Below are 18,870 nucleotides of genomic sequence, written 5' to 3'. Positions count from 1 at the left end.
AAAGATGAAGCTGCCGATTATTCAATCAAAGTTAAGTATCCCTGCTGTTAAGGATGATTTTATTAGGAGGGCACAGCTTACCCGGAAGTTGCAAAAGATACCGGACTATTCCTTGACTCTCCTTCATTCCGGCGCTGGTTTTGGTAAGAGTACGGCACTTGCCCTGTTTTTGAGGGATGAAAGGCTTCCAGGATGCTGGTACTCCATTTCATCCTTAGATGACGACATCCTAACCTTCCTATCCTATCTGATTCAAACGATCCGGCAGGAAGCTCCATCTTTTGGAACAACGTTATCAGTCTATATGGACAAAATGAACCATTATATTCGTGAAGAGGAACTAAGTATTTTATGTTCCCTTTTTATAAATGAAATGATCGAGTGCAAGACCGAGATTACGCTTGTTTTGGATGATTTCCACCAAATTGAACATTCTTATACGATTAATAGTTGGATGGAAAAACTGATCGAGCATATCCCAGCTAATTTACATATGGTTATTTCCAGCCGCAGCCGTCCCAATTGGAGGGTTTTAACCAAAATGAAAGTGTGTGGCCAGTTACTTGAAATAACAAGGGACGATTTAGTTTTAACGATGGAAGAAATGGAATTATTGTTGAAGGACCTTTATGGATTAGAGATGAAGGCAGAGTATCTGCAGTCCATTTATGAAATAACAGAGGGCTGGATCATTGCCCTTTGCATGATTGCCACGCAAATACCATTACAAAACGACAAACCTAAGCTTTTTAAACATTCCTCTCAATCCCTCCAAGATTTTTTTCAGTATTTAGTCATGGAAGTCTTTTCGAAACAGCCGCCTATGATTCAACAATTTCTCGAACAAACTTCCATCTTTGAGGAAATAGAGGAAGAAATTTGTGATGTAGTGATTGGAATTAACGGATCCGCAAGTTTACTAGAGCAGCTGAAAGACCGCAATTTATTTATCCAAAAGATTGGCGAAACCCAATATCGTTACCATGCCTTATTCAAAGAATTCCTTGAAGATATTTTTCAAAAGAATAATCTAACTGCTTATATGGGTCTTCACGAACGCTGCGCCCGTTATTATGAGCGTAAAAAACAATGGGAGAAAGCGCTTCATCACTATAAAAAAATGAATCACCACAAGGCAATTTGCTCGATTTTACAAGAAAATGGTCTGCGGATGCTCGAAAGCGGTAAATTGGAAAGCTTGTACGATCAATTAATCCTCCTATCAGAAGCAGAAATGGGGCTTTATTATTTTCTCTATTATTTAAAAGCGGAAATTCATCGCTATCGGTCACAATATCAAGAGGCCCAGGAATGTTACGATAGGGCGTTTGCTGGTGCGGAAAAAACACAAGACCATCTTGGAATGAGCTTAGCGTTAGAGGGTAAAGCAAAGATATTCTTGGATACCATCCAACCACAGCAGGCAGAAAAACTTTTATATGAGGCGATTTTTCATCGAGAAAAAACGTTAGGAGATGATGCTGAAAAAGGGAAGTTATACCAATTGTTATCGGAGAATTTACTAAACTCTGGAAAGGCATCTGAGGCGGAGAACTGGATTCAAAAAGCGAAGGAAGCAAAACGATTTCATCATAATGGGAACGTAGAAGCGAGATTATACTTAAGAACGGGCCGTTTTGAGGATGCAAAGAAGGTTCTTTTCCTGAAAAAAGAGGAATTAAAGGATTCAACCATCCATACACTGCCGCAATCTCACCGCGAAACCGATCTATTACTCGCTTTAATCGAAGCTTTTATGGGAGAAGGATTAAAAGCAAAGGAACTTGCCCAGGCAGGGATTCAGCAGGGAATTAGCTATAAGTCCCCTTATGTAGAAGCCTGCGGCTGGATTCGCATGGGTCATGCCGTACAAATATTGAATAAGTATGATTCGAGTTTAGCAGAAAGCTGCTATCAAACTGCATTAGAAATCATGGAACAAATCCATGTTAATCGTGGGAAAGCAGAACCGCTTATGGGCTTGTGTATTTTATATGGGACAAGGGGAGAATGCGAACGTGCACTAGAGGCTGGCAAGAAAGCCCTGATGGAGACTGAAAAAGTACATGATGCGTGGCTTTCATCGCTTATAACACTTGGTATGGGAATCACCTGCCTATATAATGAGCGGGTTCCTAAGGGACATGATTTTTTAGTTAAAGCTGATGCCCTCTTTGGGCAGTGTGAGGATAGCTATGGACAAATGGTAGGGAAGTTTTGGCTTGCCTACGTTTATTATCTTAAAAAACAGCAAGGTTTGTTTAAAGAAGCAATAAATGCGTTTTTAAATTTGGTCCAGATTAATGAATATGAGTTCTTTTTTCACAAAAGGACGGTATTTGGCCCACGAGATCTGCAAATTTTTGTGCCATTGTTGATTGAATGTTTGCGAGAAAAGATTCAGCCGTCCTATGTCAAAAAGATTCTTCAAGATATGGGAATAACTGCTCATGATTCACATCCGGGCTATTCTATCAGAGTTCAAACCTTGGGGCACTTCAAGTTATGGCTTGGTGAAAAAGAAGTGGGCGACAAAGACTGGCAAAGAGAAAAGGCGAAGGAGCTTTTCCAATTATTGATTACAGTGAGTGAATTCATGGCTAAGGATGAAATTATGGGACTCCTTTGGCCTAATCAGGAGAAAAAAAGCGCAGACCGTGATTTTAAGGTGGCTCTGAATTGCCTTCATAATGTGCTTGAACCCCACCGTAAGGCCCGTGCAGCCCCCTTTTTCATCATTAGAGAAGGGATGTTTTATGGATTAAACCCAGATGCAGTCATTGAAATGGATAACACTCCATTTAAAGAATTAATTGAAGCCGGACTTGAAGAAACCAGACCGGATCAGGCTATTCCTTTTCTTGAAAGAGGATTATCCTTTTATCATGGTGACTATCTTCCCGACCGTCGTTATGATGATTGGTGTATTAGTAAAAGAGAGAGCATGGCCGTATATTTTTTACGAGGTGCGGAGAAAATGGCACAGTTAATGGTTCGCTCTGAAAAATATGATGCTGCAATCAATTGGTGTGAAAAAATCTTAGAGCGGGACCGAACTTGGGAAGAGGCCTACCGCTTATTAATGTATTGTTATTATCGGAAAAATAACCGCCCGCAAGCGATGAAATGGTATCAAAGATGTAAAAAGGTTCTCGAGGAAGAACTCGGTGTCACACCATTGGAACCAACTAAGCACATGTATCAAATGATCATAGAATCCGAAAGTATCTTAAATTCGATGGAACAGCCTTAAGATTAAGGCTGTTTTTTTGCGTCACCCAAGGCGCTTTCGCTTTTCTTATTGTCTAGCTTCAGCGCCTAGCCCCTCGAGATCATAAGCCAATCCGACCAAAAGGTTAAAAAGCAACCTTTCGGCCGGCTTGTCTTATGCTTGTCGGGGCTGTTCAAGGCGCTTCCGCTTTTCTTATTGTCTAGCTTCAGCGCCTAGCCCCTCGAGGTCATAAGCCAATCCGACCAAAAGGTTAAAAAGCAACCTTTCGGCCGGCTTGTCTTATGCTTGTCGGGGCTGTTCAAGGCGCTTCCGCTTTTCTTGTAACTCTTTTGTAACTACTATCTCCTATCATAGATTTAAAGCTTTACAGGTGTTGAAAACATATTAAGGGGGAAAAAGAGTGAAGGGGTATCAGGGTAAATGGGGATTAATAGGCTTACTTATTTTTATGATGGTCTTCGCGAGCGCTTGCAGCTCGGACAAATCATCATCAGAATCAAAGGGAGGCACAAATACAGATAAAAAGGAACCGATTAAAATTGGCGTCCTTGCCTCCAAAACAGGCGCTCTTGAAGCATATGGAAAACAAACATTAAGAGGTTTTGAGCTTGGCCTTGATTATGCCACAAATGGTAAACGTGAAGTGGCCGGCCGAAAGATTGAGTTTATTGTCGAAGATACAGAAACAAAGCCAGAAGTCGCTGTTCAAAAAGCTACCAAGCTATTAGAAGAAGATAATGTCGACTTTTTAGTCGGATCATCCAGCTCCGCCGATACGTTAGCGGTTTTACCGCTTGCAGAAGAATACCAAAAAGTAATGGTCGTTGAACCGGCTGCTGCTGATAGTATTACCGGTTCAGAATTTAATAAATATATTTTCCATTCCGCTCGTAACTCCTCCCAAGACGCGGTTGCTGGTGCAGCGGCAATTGCTAAAAAGGGAGTAAAGATTGCCACCCTGGCACCAGATTATTCGTTTGGCCGTGATGGCGTGGCAGCGTTTAAAGAAGCAGCGAAAAAGCTTGGAGCTGAAATTGTAAAAGAAGAATATGCAGATCCTGCCGCTACAGACTTTACTTCCAATATTCAAAAAATCATCGATGCTAAGCCAGATTATTTATTTGTCGTCTGGGCCGGAGCAAACTCTCCTTGGAAGCAGCTTTCAGACATGAAGGTCCAAGAAAAAGGCATAAAGATTTCAACTGGTGCACCAGATATTGCTGCCCTCTCCACAATGGAGCCGCTGATTGGGATGGAAGGCTTTACCGTTTACTACCATGACCTGCAAAAAAATAAAATTAACGACTGGCTTGTTGCTGAACATAAAAAGCGGTTTAACGGTGATGTACCTGATTTATTTACGCCTGGCGGCATGAGTGCAGCTATTTCCATTGTTGAGGCATTGAAAAAGACCAATGGGAACGCTGATGCTGACAAATTAATCACGACAATGGAAGGGATGAGCTTTGAGACACCAAAAGGGAAAATGACCTACCGAAAAGAAGACCACCAGGCTCTGCAATCGTTGTATGCCATTAAACTGGAAAAGAAGGATGGTGTTCCATATCCAGTGCCAGTTCTGATTCGAGAACTAACTCCTGAGGAAACAGCTCCACCAATCCGGAACAAGTAGAATTTTAAAACAGGAGGGTTCGACCAATCCATAATGGAGGTCGCCCTCTTCCTTTTTTAACGATAAGTAATCAGGGCGGTGAAACAAATGTCAACCCTTATTGAAACAAGAGATTTATCAATTACCTTTGGCGGCCATACCGCCGTAAATGCTGTCAGCATTGCCGTTCCCGAAAAACATTTTATGTCGATCATTGGGCCAAACGGAGCCGGAAAAACGACCTTTTTTAATCTTCTTAGCGGCCAATTAACTCCAACAAACGGAAAAGTTTATTTTCGAGGAAAAGATATCACCAAATTCTCCCCGACACTCCGGACGCGGACAGGGATTGGCCGCTCCTTTCAAATTACCAATGTCTTTCCGAATCTAACCGTACTGGAAAATGTTAGGCTGGCTGTTCAATCACAAGCAGGAGTTCGTTACCAAATGCTGTTTCATCATAAAAAATACCGGGTGTTTGAAGAGAAGGCGTTGGAATGGCTGAAGATCGTCCTCTTAGATGATAAAAAGAATTCACTTGCCATCAACCTGGCCCATGGAGAGAAACGGAAGCTTGAAATTGCCATGCTGCTGGCACTGGAAACAGAGGTCCTCTTACTCGATGAACCTACAGCCGGCATGTCGTTAGAGGAAGTGCCTGCTATTTTAGAAGTAATCAAAAGAATAAAAAATGAAGGCAGCCGGACTATACTCCTTATCGAACACAAAATGGATATGATCTTAGATTTATCGGATTCCGTAATGGTTTTATTTAACGGAGGGCTGCTTGCCAATGGCACTCCTGAAGAAATTATGAAAAATGAAACGGTTCAGTCTGCTTATATAGGAGGTCATTTTGATGAACGACCTGTTGAAGCTTGAGCAAGTAGAGACACATATTGGTCAATATCATATTCTCCAAGGGATCTCCTTCGAGGTAAAGAAAGGCGAAGTTACAGTTCTGCTTGGAAGAAATGGGGCTGGAAAAACAACTACTTTACGCACAATTATGGGATTAAATCCTGCATCAAAAGGCAGAGTTACCTTTAAGGGAGAACAAATACAAGCCTTGCCAACCTATACGGTTGCTAAAAAGGGGATCGGCTATGTCCCGGAAGATCAGGGAATCTTTGCGGGTTTAACGGTAGAAGAAAATATGAAAGTGGCCATTCAAAAGGAAAATGAGAAAACAGCGAAACGCATGGATTGGATTCTAGAATTGTTTCCGGACCTAAAGAAGTTTTGGAATAAACCCGGCGGCTATTTAAGCGGCGGACAGAAACAAATGTTATCGATTGCCAGAGCTTATGTAAATGAGAATGAATTGTTGTTAATTGATGAGCCAAGCAAGGGCTTGGCACCCATTGTTGTGGAGAAAGTAATGGAGTCGATTTTACAAATGAAGAACCAAACAACCATCGTCTTAGTGGAGCAGAATTTTATGATGGCGAGCACCATTGGTGACCGTTTTTACATTATTGATGATGGGCGGACAGTTAATTCTGGCACGATGAAACAATTAAAAGAAGATGAAGAAATGAAACGAAAATATTTAGGCATCGCTTAGAAAGGAGGACCGTCAAATGGACTTAATCATCAATTTAACCTTAAATGGCCTGGCAACAGGGATGCTCATCTTTTTACTTGCAGCGGGGTTAACGCTCATTTTCGGTTTGATGGATGTGTTAAATTTTGCGCATGGCGGGCTGTTTGCCTGGGGGGCCTACAGCGGACTGTGGGTTTATCAGCAAACGGGCAGTTTTATCATTGGCATCGCCGGGGCCATCATTACTGGCTGTATGCTCGGCATCATCACAGAGAAATGGATCATTAAACCCGTTTATGGAAATCATGTACAGCAAATTTTAATTACCCTTGGTCTTATGCTTGTTTTATCAGAAATGCTAAAGGTAATTTGGGGACCCAATCAACTAACGGCGTCACCCCCTGACTATTTAAAGGGCAGCTGGGAACTGGGCGGGGTCATTGTAATTAAATATAGAATCTTCATTATTTTAGTCGGCTTGTTTATTTTTGCTGCCGTACAATTTATTTTGAAGAAGACAAAGATTGGTCTTGTTGTCCGGGCTGGTGTAATGAATAAAGAAATGGTTCAAGCACTCGGGATTAATATTCAAAAGGTCTTTATGTTTGTGTTTATGATTGGTGCAGGTATGGCGGCCCTTGGCGGTGTCCTGCTCGGCCCCTATTCGGGTGTGATCCATGCTGGAATGGGAATGGAATTTGCCATTTTAGCGTTTATTGTCGTTGTGATTGGAGGCATGGGTAATTTTAAGGGCTCCGTTTTAGCCGCTATTTTAGTAGGATTATCCGGATCATTCATGGCGTACTTTGTCCCGGATTTATCACTGGCAGTCAATATGCTTCTAATGGCAGTCGTATTAATTATTCGGCCGCAGGGCTTATTTGGTGCGGGAGGGGTGAGGAGTTGAGAGTGATTCAAGGAAATAAAATGACCATTTTTGTTTTAGTCATCGCCGCCTTTCTGATCCTTCTACCCTTTGTTTATGAGTCTAGAAATCTATTCATCTTATTAACGCAAATATTTGTCTTTGCTATTTTTGCGATGAGTTATGATTTGTTAATCGGTTTTACTGGGATTGTTTCGTTTGGTCATGCGATGTTTTTTGGGATTGGCGCCTATTCAATGGGGATTTTTATGAAAAAATTTGAACCGACGATTCCTTACTTTCTCCTAGCGGTTTTGTCGACGATTGTTCTTACCGGATTGGTAAGCTTTATTGTCGGTCTGTTGACTCTCCGTCTAAAAAGTCATTTCTATGCGATGTTAACCTTATCGCTTTCGGGGCTATTTTTAGTGCTGGCGGAAAAATGGCGGTCGATGACATTTGGAAACGATGGATTCACCTTCCGAGTTCCTGAATTTCTGATTGACCGGACTCATTTTTATTGGCTCAGCCTTTGCCTCATGGTGGCCATATTTTTATTCTTAAAACGGTTCACCAATTCTCCGCTTGGCCGGGTGCTCCAAGCGATCAGGGAAAACGAACAACGAACCGAATCACTTGGGTTTCAAGTGTTGCATTATAAGATTGCGGCTAGTGTCGTTTCCGGGGTGATCGCTGGTATAGCGGGGATTTTATATGCCATTTCGCTAAGATATGTGAATACTAGTGTGTTTTCTATGGATATTACATTAGACGCATTGCTAATGACGATTATTGGCGGGGTTGGTACATTAGTCGGGGCCATCATTGGAGCGGGGTTAATTGAATTTGCTCATGACTGGCTGACGGAGCTTGCCAAGGAGCATGTCATCTTCGAACGCTGGATTATTTTCTTCGGGATTATTTATATTTTAGTGGTAATGTTTTTTCCAAAAGGAATTGTCGGGACGTTAAGCACCTATACGTGGAAACGAAAAAAACAGACTGCTGTAAAAAGTAAAGAAAAAGTGGCAGGATAGAGGGAGGAACTAATGGAGAGTAATCAGATTGCTTCCTTCGTCGTCCGGTTTCAATTGGCAGCGGTTGAAAAAGACACTGCAAAAAAACATTGGAGAATAAAAGTGACACATGTCCAACTGGATAGGGAGACATTATTTGAAAGTATGGAGGAAGCGATGGAATATATGAAGGAAATGGCAGAACAAGCGTAAGTTTAGGAGGTGCAGCTGTTGAACATTGGTATTCTTAGTACAGGAATTTATCTGCCGGAGGATTACGTGACAGGTAAAGAGATTGCCAAAATGGCAGGTATCCCGGAGCATATTGTTGAAGAAAAAATGGGTATTAAGAAAAAGTATGTTCCAGGAGCGGGAGACCATACCTGTGAAATGGGGATTATCGCCGCCAAACGGGCGATAGCAAAAGCCGGAATAAATCCCCTGGATATTGACCTTGTGATTTATATTGGTGAGGAGCATAAGGAATATCCACTTTGGACAGCGGGAATCAAGCTTCAGCAAGAGGTTGGGGCACTAAATGCCTGGGCATTTGATGCAGCATTAAGATGCGGTACGACCGTAATGGCCTTAAAATTGGCCAAAAGCCTGATGATTGCGGACCCGGGAATCCAGACCGTCTTGCTTGCAGGCGGTTATCGTAATGGTGACTTTATCGATTATCAGAATCCTAGGACCCGATTTATGTATAATCTGGGTGCCGGCGGTGGTGCTATTCTATTAAAAAAGGATCATCGTGAAAATGGATTGTTAGAAACAGAACTAATCACGGATGGTTCTTTTTCCGAGGATGTTGTCGTAGTAGCAGGAGGAACAAAGAACCCGATAACGAAAGAGGCGCTTGAACAGCGGCTTAATAGGCTTGATGTTCTCGATCCAGAGGGCATGAAGACTCGTCTCGAACAAAAGTCAATGGCTAACTTTTTGAAAGTGATTAGGGAATCTGTCCGGAAAAGTGGTTTTCGGGTAAGTGATATTGCATATTTAGCCATTCTTCACATGAAAAAGTCAGCCCATGAATATGTTTTAAGAGAGCTGGGATTGTCCTCTGAACAATCTATTTATCTTGAAGATTATGGGCATATCGGTCAAATCGATCAGATTCTATCATTAGAGCTTGCCCTAAAGGAAGGAAAGGTAAAGGACGGAGACGTTGTTGTGCTGGTCAGTGCCGGCATCGGCTATGCCTGGGGAGCAACGACGATTAAATGGGGAAATGGGTGATGGAAGTGGTAAACGTAACAATGAAAGAAGTTCATTTGTCGAATGGTGAGACACTTGCCTACAGAGAACGTGAGGGCGGGGAACAAAAGGTATTGCTGATTCACGGAAATATGACATCATCAAAGCACTGGGATTTAGTTTATGAAAATATGGACGCCAAATATAAGCTGTACGCCGTTGATTTACGAGGCTTTGGCCAGTCAACGTATCACAATCTAATTACGTCGATTAAAGATTTTTCCGAAGATGTCAAGTTATTCGTTGATGCGATTGGCTTAAAGGACTTTGCCATTGTGGGCTGGTCAACCGGAGGGGCAGTGGCCATGCAATTTGCGGCTGATTACCCGGGCTACTGTAACAAACTGATTTTATTAGCATCGGAATCAACGCGAGGCTATCCATTTGATGGCAAACTACATGAAAATGATGAACCGCGCCGGTTTGCTTTACATGAAGAGATCAAAAAGGACGTAACTAAAACGATTCCTGTTCAGATAGCTTATGATACCAATAATACGGAATTGCTGAAGTTAATTTGGAATGCCGTGATTTATACCCATAAGCAGCCGTCTCCAGAACTATATGAGGAGTATCTGCAGGATATGAGAACGCAGCGGAATTTAGCAGAGGTGCATCATTCCAATAATACGTTTAATATTAGCCACCATCACAACGGGCTTGTTGAAGGCAATGGAAAAGTTGATGACATAAATGTCCCTGTCCTGGTATTGCGGGGAGAACGGGATTATGTGGTAACAGCGGAAATGACTAATGAAATTTTAGAGGATTTAGGTAGTAAGGCAAGGTTTATCGAATTAAAGAATTGTGGGCATTCTCCGTTGGTAGATGATTTACCGCAGTTATTATCAGCCATAACACAATTTTTGGATGAATAGCCTGAAAAAGTGTTCTTTCATGTTACGACCTTATTAGGGTCGTTTTTTTTTATGAATTTGTTATTCTGTAACTCCGATGTAACCAAAAACCGTTAAAATAGAGCTATCTTGTTTAGTAGAGAAGGAGCGATTGTTCGGTGAGGTGGGAAATGGATTGGCTGGAGCATAGAGCAAGAATAACCCCTAGTAAGAATGCCATTATTGAGGAAGAAAGTAACAAGACTTGGACCTATTCACAATTAAATAATCGTGCATGTGCGGCCGCAAACTGGCTTAATGGCCGGGGCATACGAAAAGGCGATCGGATCGCATTATTATCCCCTAATCATATTAGCTATTTCGACTTATTATTTGCCTGCGCCAAAATCGGCGCGACTTTGGTACCGTTGAATTGGCGTCTATCCCTGCTTGAATTAAGGGAAATCTTAGCGGATTGTACGCCCGTTTTAATAGGGATCCATCAAACTTTTGAAACGCTTGGTCTACAATTAATCAGCGATGGTCTAAGCTCCTTTTTAGTAGGAGAGGCGAGCTATGAAAAACTAGTCTCTTATTCCATCCATACAGTTTTAACAGAGCCAATATCCGAAACAGATCCTCTGGCGATGATCTATACAGGCGGAACGACCGGTAAACCAAAAGGTGTCGTGTTAAGTCATCAAGCCATCTTCTGGAATGCCCTTAACACGATTATCAGCTGGGGTTTATCAATGGAGGATACAACGATTAACTATTTACCAATGTTTCATACGGGAGGCTTAAATGCCTTAAGCATTCCCATTTTGATGGGTGGCGGAACCGTTGTTATGGGAGATCATTTTTCTGGGGAGAAAGCCGTCGAATCTTTACAACAGTATCGATGTACGATTGTCCTCCTCGTTCCAACCATGTATCAGACGATGATCCAAACGAGAGAGTTCGATGAGAGCAAATTTCCTGATATGAAAGTCTTTTTATCGGGAGCAGCCCCCTGTCCGCTCCAAATTTATGAAGCTTTTCACAAAAAAGGTTTAGCCTTTAAAGAAGGGTACGGGCTGACGGAAGCAGGACCGAATAATTTTTATATTAGCCCTGAGGATGCAAAAATGAAGCGTGGTTCTGTCGGGAAACCAATGTTATTTAATTCAATCAAATTGTTAAAATCGGATGGTTCTGAGACAATGGCTAACGAAGTTGGAGAAATCTTAATTCGCGGCAAACATTCTTTTTCATGTTATTGGAATCAAGAAACCGCTACCCAAGAAACCATGAAAGAGGGGTGGATTCATACGGGTGATTTAGCCAAACAGGATGAGGATGGTTATTTTTATATTGTCGGACGGAAAAAGGATATGATCATTACTGGAGGAGAAAATGTGTATCCGCTCGAAATAGAACATTGGCTTACTGCGCATCCTGCGATTAATGAAGCTGCTGTCATCGGGCTTCCTGATGAAAAATGGGGTGAGATTGTCACAGCCTTCATTTCCTTATTAAATCCTTTTACATTAGAAGACGAAGAATTAAAAAATTATTGTGAGCCGAAATTGGGCCGTTATAAGATTCCTAAACAATTTATTCGTCTAGAGGAATTGCCTAAAACCCACGTTGGCAAAATTGATAAGAAGAAATTAAAAGAAATAGGAATGAAAAGATAAAAGGGGGGAACAAATTCGTTCTCCCTTGCTTTATTTTTGTTGATAGATCCAAATCCATCAAGCCTAAATTAATTCAGCCGCAGTTTCAATAAATAATTTAGAAACAATCGATTGGGTTTTGTTAATATTATAAACAAGGTAAAAATATCGTTCATCATCAAAATTCTGGATGTTATACATCTTAAGCATGTTATGTCGGGAATATTCACGCGCCGCTACTTCTGAAATGATGGAAATACCAACATTTTCAATCACTAGCTGGATTAAGCTCTGCCCGTCTTCAATATAGGAAACGATATTTAACTGGTCCTTGGTAATTTTATTTTTTTTCAAAAATCTTTCTAATAAAGCATTCGTTCCTGAATCCGAGTTCCGCATGATAAACGGGTAGGGTATAATTTCTTTTATGTTTACAGGTTCCGTTAAGCTTATTTCATTAGATGCAGCGAGAACGAGTTTTTCCTTTAATAAGGGAATATAGCGCAGCTTATCATTTTCGAATTTCTGACCTAACACCCCCATGTCTACTGAACCATTTAGAACCTTTTCTGCCACATGTTTTGAGGAAGATTGGTTGATATGAAAGATAACCTCAGGGTATTGCTCCCTAAATTGTTTAATCATCCTTGGAACCATAAACTGCCCTGGAACCGAACTTGTTGCGATTCGAATCATTCCTCGAAGTGTGGTCATTCCTTCCTTTAAATCGAGTAATGCCTGATCTTTAATAAGTAAAAGCTGGAGGGCCCAATGATACAATCGTTCTCCATGTGGTGTAAGGATACTTTCCCGTCCCACCCGGTCAAATAATCTCACTCCCAGCATTTTCTCGAGTCCTTGTATATGGGAACTGACCGTTGATTGACTTAAGAAGATATCCTCCGCAGCTTTGGAAAAGCTTTTATGCTCAACAACCTTTGTAAATACATAGAGTTGGTGCAAGTCCATTATATCTTCTCCTTAATTGATAAAATAGATGACTGTTAATAGACGATCTAGATAATTAGTAGCTTATCATATATGCACATTTAAGAGTTAATCTGGTGTAATTATTTTGGCTGTGTTAATCTTGAATGTTGATTTCCGCTCTAGGCGGCTTCGCTTTCCGCTCCAATCAACATGCTTAAAATCAACAATAATAACCTTTAACACGCCATTAGTTTAATGTGTAAAAAAAGAAGCGATGGTTGAACATCACTTCTTACGTTAATTTAGAATTGGTATTTTGTTTGTTAGAGACAGATCAAGGATTGACGGCCACTTTCCATAACCCGATGCTGGATTAATATGACCAGCATTGGGTATCACGACAGAAGGATGGTCTAGATTTAAATAAATTTTCGTATCCTCAATATTGCAATAGGGATCATTATTGGAATGGAGAAACAAGATCTCGTCTGCTGTTCTAGATAAATGGTTACTGTTTAATGGTACTGGAAAAAAGGTTTCTGCTTCCGTAAGTGTGATCGCTGGAGATGGCGGCGCAACGAGAATGACACGCTTAGCTAACTTTTTGTCCTGAGTTGCTGCATAATGAAGCCATAGGAGACAGCCTAAACTATGAGTGATAACGGTAAGTTCTGAATCGGCCGGAACTGTTTGAATAGCGAGATGCAATTCCTCTAACCAGACGTTTAGATTTGGTGAATCAAATTTTGAAAAAGTGGGATAACTCACTTGATAATTTTTGTTCGTTAGAGTATCTGCCAGCCAAGTTTGCCAATGGTCATGGCCGCTTCCGCCTAACCCATGAATAATAAGAAACTGTTGTTGGTTCATCCAATCCCTCCTGTGGATTTAATATACATTATTCCGATTGATTAAGTTGGTATTATGGATAATTATAAAGTTTTTAAATAGAAATGGCAACAGCTTTTGTTACAAATAGAAAATGTATAATTGCAATTAACACGATAAACACTCATTATTAGTGAATAGGTAAATTAGAAAGTAGGGGTATTTTTTGTCAGATTTCTTATCGTTAGGTATATCGAATGAACTTGCCGAGCATTTGCGGACTTATGGTGTCGCCGTCCCAACACCGATACAACAACAAGCTATTCCATTTGTAATGAAGGGGGACGATGTGATTGCTCAAGCTCAAACCGGAACAGGTAAAACTTTTGCTTTTATCTTACCCATTATTGAAAAAATAGATCGAAATGCTGCCCATGTTCAAGCGCTAATCGTCGCTCCAACAAGGGAGCTGGCCTTACAAATAACGGAAGAAATTGAAAAAATGATTACAGATATTCAAGGTTTAGCTGTTTTAGCAGTCTACGGAGGTCAAGATGTAGACAAACAGTTGAAAAAGTTAAAAAGGAATCCACAAATAGTAGTAGGAACACCTGGACGTCTGTTAGATCATATTCGTAGAGAGACAGTACGGCTGGGTGAAACAGATTTCCTTGTATTAGATGAAGCAGACCAGATGCTCCATATTGGTTTTCTTAACGAGGTAGAGGAAATAATAAGGGAAACACCTGCTACAAGACAAACTATGTTATTCTCAGCTACCATGCCGCCGGAAATTAGACAATTAGCCGCAAAACATTTGCGCAATCCAAAATATATTCAGATTGAAAAAACACAGGGACCCGCTGTTAGTGTGAAACAACTGGGGATTCATACGACCGACAGGGCAAAACAGGGAGCCCTCATTTCTTCAATTGAGACCTACCGCCCGTTTTTAGCCGTTATTTTTTGCCGGACAAAACGAAGGGTTAGTAAATTATATGACGCTCTGAAAGCTCAAGGCTTTTCATGTGATGAGTTACATGGTGACTTGTCTCAAGCTAAACGGGAAAGAGTCATGAAACGCTTTAGGGATGCCGAAATCCAATTGCTGGTCGCAACCGATGTCGCGGCAAGAGGTCTTGATGTCGAGGGAATCACCCATGTCTTTAACTATGATATCCCGCAAGATGCGGAAAGCTATGTCCATCGGATTGGGAGGACAGGAAGGGCAGGGATGACCGGACTGGCAGTAACATTCTATTCGTCTGCTGACCGGCCTGCGCTTGAGCAAATTGAAAAGGAACTTTCGATTACCATCCCAAAACAAAGCGATGGGAATTCAACAAATGAAAAAAATAGCTCAGAAGAGGGCACGTCAGAAAGACGGCACACTAGTCCAGCAAAAACACGTGGTTATGGAAGAGAAACGCAGAAGAAATTTCGAAAAGACGGTAATAAGGATAAAAACGGAAATGACAGAAGGTCTGAAGGCTCAAGCAGAGGTGCTCAAAAAGAGGGCACGAATAGATCTAGTGTGATGAAGGATAGTAGAGGGAAACGGACAAATTTTTCTGCTTCGAGCAAGCCTGATAGAGGAAGCGGAAAACCAACAACTGCTAGAAGCAGCAGGAAACGCTAAAAGAAAGAAGCTGACCCAAAAGGTGGTTGATGAATACTTTTGGACACTTTGTTGATTGGAGCGGAAGGCGCGCAGACTCCTCGAAAATGCTATCGCATTTCCTTCGTGCGTGGGCGGATTCGAAGATGCAAATTCAAAGTCCTGCGGGAGTACGGGGCAGGGGAGACCACGCAGGAGCGGAAGCGACGAGGAGGCTCTCCGTACCGCCCGCGAACCGCTTGCGCCTGGAGTGGAAATCAACAGACTAGTTCAATGTATAGAAAAAGAAGGTGCCCCTAAAAGTTATACTTTTGGGACACCTTCTTTTTGACTTTCCTCAAATACCAATTCCAGTATTGGATTTTACAAGTACTTCCTCAAACTTTTTCACATCTGATTTTTGACTTGAGAAGATGGTTCCTAAATACCCAGCAATAAATCCGAGTGGTATCGAAACAATCCCAGGTGTAGTGTATGGGAAAATAGGATTGCCAACAAAAATAGCTTTTCCGACTTCAGGGCTGAAAACATTTGGACTGATTAAAACTAACCCTACTGCTGAGATGAGACCTACTACCATGGCCCAAATTGCGCCAGTGGTATTAAATCGTTTCCAATAAATCGTGTAAATAATAACCGGCAAGTTTGCACTTGCAGCGACGGCAAATGCAAGTGAAACAAGGAAGGCCACATTAAGGGTTTGTGCGCCTAAAGCGAGGATGATAGAGATAATAGAAACACCGATTGCAGCCCAGCGTGCCATACTGACTTGCTGCTTTTCAGTAGCTTTCCCTTTACGTAAAATTTCATTGTAAAAATCATGGGCGAATGCAGATGCTGCTGTTAAGACAAGTCCTGCTACGACGGCTAAGATTGTTGCGAAAGCTACAGCTGAAATAAAAGCAAACATCATATCTCCACCAACTGCTTTTGCTAAAAGTGGAGCGGCCATATTACCAGCAGGATTTGCTGCAACAATTTCAGAATTCCCAACAAAGGCTGCTGCACCGAAACCGAGGAAGATCGTCATTACATAAAAGATTCCGATAATCCACGTTGCATACACGACCGAAGAACGGGCAGTTTTTGCATCTTTAACGGTAAAGAAACGGACAAGAATATGTGGGAGCCCGGCTGTGCCAAGTACTAACCCCATATTAAGAGAAATGGTATCAAGACCGACTTTGTACTTAACACCAGGATTTAAAAACGATTCTTTTAAAGGTGTGGCCGTTTTCATTTGATCAAACATATCCATGATACTCCAATTAAACTTCGCTAAAACAATAATAGAAATTAAGAAGGTACCGCCCATTAATAGAATAGCCTTAATGATTTGGACCCAGCTCGTTGCATGCATACCGCCAAAAATAACATAAACAGTCATTAAGACCCCAACAATTAAAACGGAAGTTGTATAGTCTAAGCCTAATAATAATTTAATAAGGGCACCGGCTCCAACAAGCTGGGCTATCATATAAAAGATAGAAATGGCTATGGTATTCATAGCGGCAAATCCGCGTATCCTTTTGGCATCAAAGCGGGCTGCAATCATATCTGCAAAAGTATATTTTCCGAGGTTCCTTAGCGGCTCAGCTACCAAATAAAGAACCACCAAATAGGCAACAAGGAAGCCGATACTATAAAAAAAACCGTCAAACCCAGTTAATGCAACTGCTCCGGCAATTCCAAGGAATGATGCAGCTGACATATAATCACCTGCTATGGCCATTCCATTTTGCCACCCTGTTAGTCCTCCCCCTGCTGTATAAAATTCACTTGCATTTTTGGTTTTCTTAGAAGCATAGTAGGTAATAATCAATGTTACGAAAACAATACCAAGAAACATTAGAAAGGCAGGAGTATTCATCCGTTCTTTCCTCCTTCATGGATCACTTTTTCTGCTAATTTGTCAAATTTAGTTGCTTTCTTGGAATAAAGCATACATAAGCCCCATGTCATAACAAATTGAAGGAAAGCAAATACCCATGCCCAAGTAATACTGCCGATAAAGTTATGATTTAGGATGGTTGAGTAGGAAGTTAGAATAGGAAGTGCAAAATAAAAGCAAAAGAAGAAAATCGTGATGGGAATGATAAACTTTTTCTTTTCGGAGAGTAAATTTTGAAATGCGGCTGATTGAACAATTGAAGTGTAATCGCTTTCAAGATTTGTATTTGTTTTTTGTGCCTCCAACGGGAAGCCCCCTTTCATCTAAAACATACATGTAATTAAGGGTAATCTCTATCGATCGAATGTTCCTCCTCTCAAAAATGACTTTTCTGAAAATTATAATTTCGTTTTAATTATAGTGAGATTATTAGTAAGAAGGCAAGAAAAATAATAAAAATAGTTATTTTTTACCATTTCTATGTAAGATAAACAAAAAAACCTTTGCATTTGCAAAGGTTTTAAGATGGAGACTATCGGGATCGAACCGACGACCTCTTGCATGCCATGCAAGCGCTCTCCCAGCTGAGCTAAGCCCCCGTGTATGTGGTACAAGACAAATTATATCTGTATGATATTAATCTTGCAAGAGGAAATTTTATAAATAAGTGATTTTTTTAACTTATGCTTTCAATTTCCACTTTTTGCACCCCATCTAATTCAGACACCACAGCATAAACATCAGTTGTTTTTTCTCGATAATCTACTGCCATTAAAATTTGCACTAGATGGTCTCCGTTATCTAAATCTTTAATTCGCAGCCTGCGGATAATATACTTTTTATTCATTAAAAAAGTAATGGCTGTTTCTATTTGCTTTTGGTCCCTTATAAATAGTTGGAGATTGATTTCCTTTTCCCGTAATTGTTTTGGACCAAATAGTTTCATTAAAAAAGGTACTAATTCAACACTTATAATTAATAGAGCTACACCAACAGAAGCTTCAAGGTAAAAGCCGGCTCCTACTGCAATCCCAATACCTGCCGCTCCCCAAATCATAGCTGCTGTAGTTAAACCTGAGATACTGTCGTTGCCTCTTCTTAATATAACTCCGGCACCTAAAAAACCAATTCCTGAAACGATTTGTGCTGCCAGTCTCAGTGGATCCATGGTAATTCTCACATCATTTGTGTTTGGAAACATATACGCAGATTGGATGGATACGATCGTTAATAAGCAGCTTACAACCGAAATAACAAGACTTGTTTTCAGTCCTACTGGTTTACGCTTAAGTTCCCGTTCAAGACCAATAATAAGTCCAAATACTGCTGAAATTCCCAATTTAATCAATATATCAACGTCTGTAGTACTCATCTCATCACTTCCGATACTAAAGTTGTTTGGTGTAGTACTTAATATGATTCTAAACTATTTGTACGAATAAAGGGAAGAACAGAAAGTCATTTGTTTTCATTTTTGATTTGATAATTAAAATTAAAAAAGTTTTAAAATTATATTGCAATCATTTATTTATCATGATATATTAAATCTCGTCCTCAGCGAGAAGGTTCGCAGCTAAA

The 18,870-nt window shown here is 40.8% G+C and carries 16 protein-coding genes and 1 tRNA gene; 11 read left to right on the top strand and 6 right to left on the bottom strand.

Annotation, left to right across the window (positions count from 1 at the left end):
- Positions 1 to 4 precede the first annotated feature (4 nt).
- The 10 genes from L1999_RS23890 (at position 5) to L1999_RS23845 (ending at position 12,046) form a co-directional block, all read left to right on the top strand.
- A complete protein-coding gene (locus tag L1999_RS23890; protein WP_235740802.1) occupies positions 5 to 3,253 on the top strand; it encodes a winged helix-turn-helix domain-containing protein in 3,249 nt (1,082 codons plus the stop codon).
- Between the two features lie 427 nt (positions 3,254 to 3,680).
- Positions 3,681 to 4,865 carry a substrate-binding domain-containing protein gene (locus L1999_RS23885; protein WP_235744444.1) on the top strand — a complete coding sequence of 395 codons (1,185 nt, stop codon included), beginning with the start codon at positions 3,681 to 3,683 and terminating at the stop codon, positions 4,863 to 4,865.
- Between the two features lie 87 nt (positions 4,866 to 4,952).
- A complete protein-coding gene (locus L1999_RS23880; RefSeq protein WP_235740801.1) occupies positions 4,953 to 5,726 on the top strand; it encodes an ABC transporter ATP-binding protein in 774 nt (257 codons plus the stop codon).
- Positions 5,704 to 6,411 (top strand): ABC transporter ATP-binding protein, encoded by a 708-nt coding sequence (locus L1999_RS23875; RefSeq protein ID WP_235740800.1) that lies wholly within the window; start codon positions 5,704 to 5,706, stop codon positions 6,409 to 6,411. The genes L1999_RS23880 and L1999_RS23875 overlap by 23 nt, the downstream gene beginning before the upstream one ends.
- A 16-nt stretch (positions 6,412 to 6,427) precedes the next feature.
- On the top strand, positions 6,428 to 7,297 hold the full coding sequence (locus tag L1999_RS23870; protein WP_235740799.1) for a branched-chain amino acid ABC transporter permease: 870 nt from the start codon (positions 6,428 to 6,430) through the stop codon (positions 7,295 to 7,297).
- A 20-nt stretch (positions 7,298 to 7,317) separates the two neighbouring features.
- Positions 7,318 to 8,292 (top strand): branched-chain amino acid ABC transporter permease, encoded by a 975-nt coding sequence (locus L1999_RS23865; protein ID WP_235744443.1) that lies wholly within the window; start codon positions 7,318 to 7,320, stop codon positions 8,290 to 8,292.
- Between the two features lie 12 nt (positions 8,293 to 8,304).
- Positions 8,305 to 8,484: a hypothetical protein gene (locus L1999_RS23860; RefSeq protein WP_235740798.1), complete on the top strand. Its 180-nt coding sequence runs from the start codon at positions 8,305 to 8,307 to the stop codon at positions 8,482 to 8,484.
- A 15-nt stretch (positions 8,485 to 8,499) separates the two neighbouring features.
- The gene (locus L1999_RS23855) at positions 8,500 to 9,513 is read left to right on the top strand and encodes a 3-oxoacyl-ACP synthase (RefSeq protein ID WP_235744442.1); all 1,014 of its coding nucleotides are present in this window, start codon (positions 8,500 to 8,502) and stop codon (positions 9,511 to 9,513) included.
- On the top strand, positions 9,513 to 10,409 hold the full coding sequence (phaZ, locus tag L1999_RS23850; protein WP_235740797.1) for an intracellular short-chain-length polyhydroxyalkanoate depolymerase: 897 nt from the start codon (positions 9,513 to 9,515) through the stop codon (positions 10,407 to 10,409). Before L1999_RS23855 ends, phaZ begins: the two co-directional genes overlap by 1 nt.
- A gap of 137 nt (positions 10,410 to 10,546) precedes the next feature.
- Positions 10,547 to 12,046: an acyl-CoA synthetase gene (locus tag L1999_RS23845; RefSeq protein WP_235740796.1), complete on the top strand. Its 1,500-nt coding sequence runs from the start codon at positions 10,547 to 10,549 to the stop codon at positions 12,044 to 12,046.
- A 63-nt stretch (positions 12,047 to 12,109) separates the two neighbouring features.
- On the opposite strand, the gene L1999_RS23840 is transcribed toward L1999_RS23845, so the two are convergent.
- Together L1999_RS23840 and L1999_RS23835 are read right to left on the bottom strand one after the other, a co-directional pair.
- Positions 12,110 to 12,994 (bottom strand): selenium metabolism-associated LysR family transcriptional regulator, encoded by an 885-nt coding sequence (locus L1999_RS23840; protein WP_235740795.1) that lies wholly within the window; start codon positions 12,992 to 12,994, stop codon positions 12,110 to 12,112.
- 258 nt (positions 12,995 to 13,252) lie between these two features.
- Positions 13,253 to 13,825 (bottom strand): RBBP9/YdeN family alpha/beta hydrolase, encoded by a 573-nt coding sequence (locus L1999_RS23835; RefSeq protein ID WP_235740794.1) that lies wholly within the window; start codon positions 13,823 to 13,825, stop codon positions 13,253 to 13,255.
- Positions 13,826 to 14,009: 184 nt separating this feature from the next.
- Here L1999_RS23835 and L1999_RS23830 point away from each other — a divergent pair, with 184 nt between their 5' ends.
- The gene (locus L1999_RS23830) at positions 14,010 to 15,422 is read left to right on the top strand and encodes a DEAD/DEAH box helicase (RefSeq protein WP_235740793.1); all 1,413 of its coding nucleotides are present in this window, start codon (positions 14,010 to 14,012) and stop codon (positions 15,420 to 15,422) included.
- Between the two features lie 316 nt (positions 15,423 to 15,738).
- Here L1999_RS23830 and L1999_RS23825 read toward each other — a convergent pair whose 3' ends face one another.
- The 4 genes from L1999_RS23825 to L1999_RS23810 form a co-directional block, all read right to left on the bottom strand.
- The gene (locus tag L1999_RS23825) at positions 15,739 to 17,271 is read right to left on the bottom strand and encodes a solute symporter family protein (protein ID WP_235740792.1); all 1,533 of its coding nucleotides are present in this window, start codon (positions 17,269 to 17,271) and stop codon (positions 15,739 to 15,741) included.
- The gene (locus L1999_RS23820; protein WP_430539986.1) at positions 17,268 to 17,615 is read right to left on the bottom strand and encodes a DUF485 domain-containing protein; all 348 of its coding nucleotides are present in this window, start codon (positions 17,613 to 17,615) and stop codon (positions 17,268 to 17,270) included. The genes L1999_RS23825 and L1999_RS23820 overlap by 4 nt, the downstream gene beginning before the upstream one ends.
- Positions 17,616 to 17,818: 203 nt before the next feature.
- A tRNA-Ala gene (locus L1999_RS23815) sits at positions 17,819 to 17,891 on the bottom strand.
- 77 nt (positions 17,892 to 17,968) lie between these two features.
- Positions 17,969 to 18,664, bottom strand: a complete 696-nt coding sequence (locus L1999_RS23810) for an MgtC/SapB family protein (protein WP_235740790.1) — start codon at positions 18,662 to 18,664, stop codon at positions 17,969 to 17,971.
- Between the last annotated feature and the right edge of the window lie 206 nt (positions 18,665 to 18,870).

The sequence above is a fragment of the Neobacillus drentensis genome (genome assembly GCF_021560175.1).
Lineage (GTDB): Bacteria > Bacillota > Bacilli > Bacillales > Cytobacillaceae > Neobacillus > Neobacillus drentensis_A.
Note: the sequence above shows the minus strand (reverse complement) of the source record. Positions and strands in the feature narration are given on the sequence as shown.

What these genes read in the sequence shown, in the direction of transcription:
- L1999_RS23890 (WP_235740802.1), top strand. Translation starts at nt 5, where the DNA reads ATGAAGCTGCCGATTATTCAATCAAAGTTAAGTATCCCTGCTGTTAAG.
- L1999_RS23885 (WP_235744444.1), top strand. Translation starts at nt 3,681, where the DNA reads ATGATGGTCTTCGCGAGCGCTTGCAGCTCGGACAAATCATCATCAGAA.
- L1999_RS23880 (WP_235740801.1), top strand. Translation starts at nt 4,953, where the DNA reads ATGTCAACCCTTATTGAAACAAGAGATTTATCAATTACCTTTGGCGGC.
- L1999_RS23875 (WP_235740800.1), top strand. Translation starts at nt 5,704, where the DNA reads ATGAACGACCTGTTGAAGCTTGAGCAAGTAGAGACACATATTGGTCAA.
- L1999_RS23870 (WP_235740799.1), top strand. Translation starts at nt 6,428, where the DNA reads ATGGACTTAATCATCAATTTAACCTTAAATGGCCTGGCAACAGGGATG.
- L1999_RS23865 (WP_235744443.1), top strand. Translation starts at nt 7,318, where the DNA reads ATGACCATTTTTGTTTTAGTCATCGCCGCCTTTCTGATCCTTCTACCC.
- L1999_RS23860 (WP_235740798.1), top strand. Translation starts at nt 8,305, where the DNA reads ATGGAGAGTAATCAGATTGCTTCCTTCGTCGTCCGGTTTCAATTGGCA.
- phaZ (WP_235740797.1), top strand. Translation starts at nt 9,513, where the DNA reads ATGGAAGTGGTAAACGTAACAATGAAAGAAGTTCATTTGTCGAATGGT.
- L1999_RS23840 (WP_235740795.1), bottom strand. Translation starts at nt 12,994, where the DNA reads ATGGACTTGCACCAACTCTATGTATTTACAAAGGTTGTTGAGCATAAA.
- L1999_RS23835 (WP_235740794.1), bottom strand. Translation starts at nt 13,825, where the DNA reads ATGAACCAACAACAGTTTCTTATTATTCATGGGTTAGGCGGAAGCGGC.
- L1999_RS23825 (WP_235740792.1), bottom strand. Translation starts at nt 17,271, where the DNA reads ATGAATACTCCTGCCTTTCTAATGTTTCTTGGTATTGTTTTCGTAACA.
- L1999_RS23820 (WP_430539986.1), bottom strand. Translation starts at nt 17,615, where the DNA reads ATGAAAGGGGGCTTCCCGTTGGAGGCACAAAAAACAAATACAAATCTT.
- L1999_RS23810 (WP_235740790.1), bottom strand. Translation starts at nt 18,664, where the DNA reads ATGAGTACTACAGACGTTGATATATTGATTAAATTGGGAATTTCAGCA.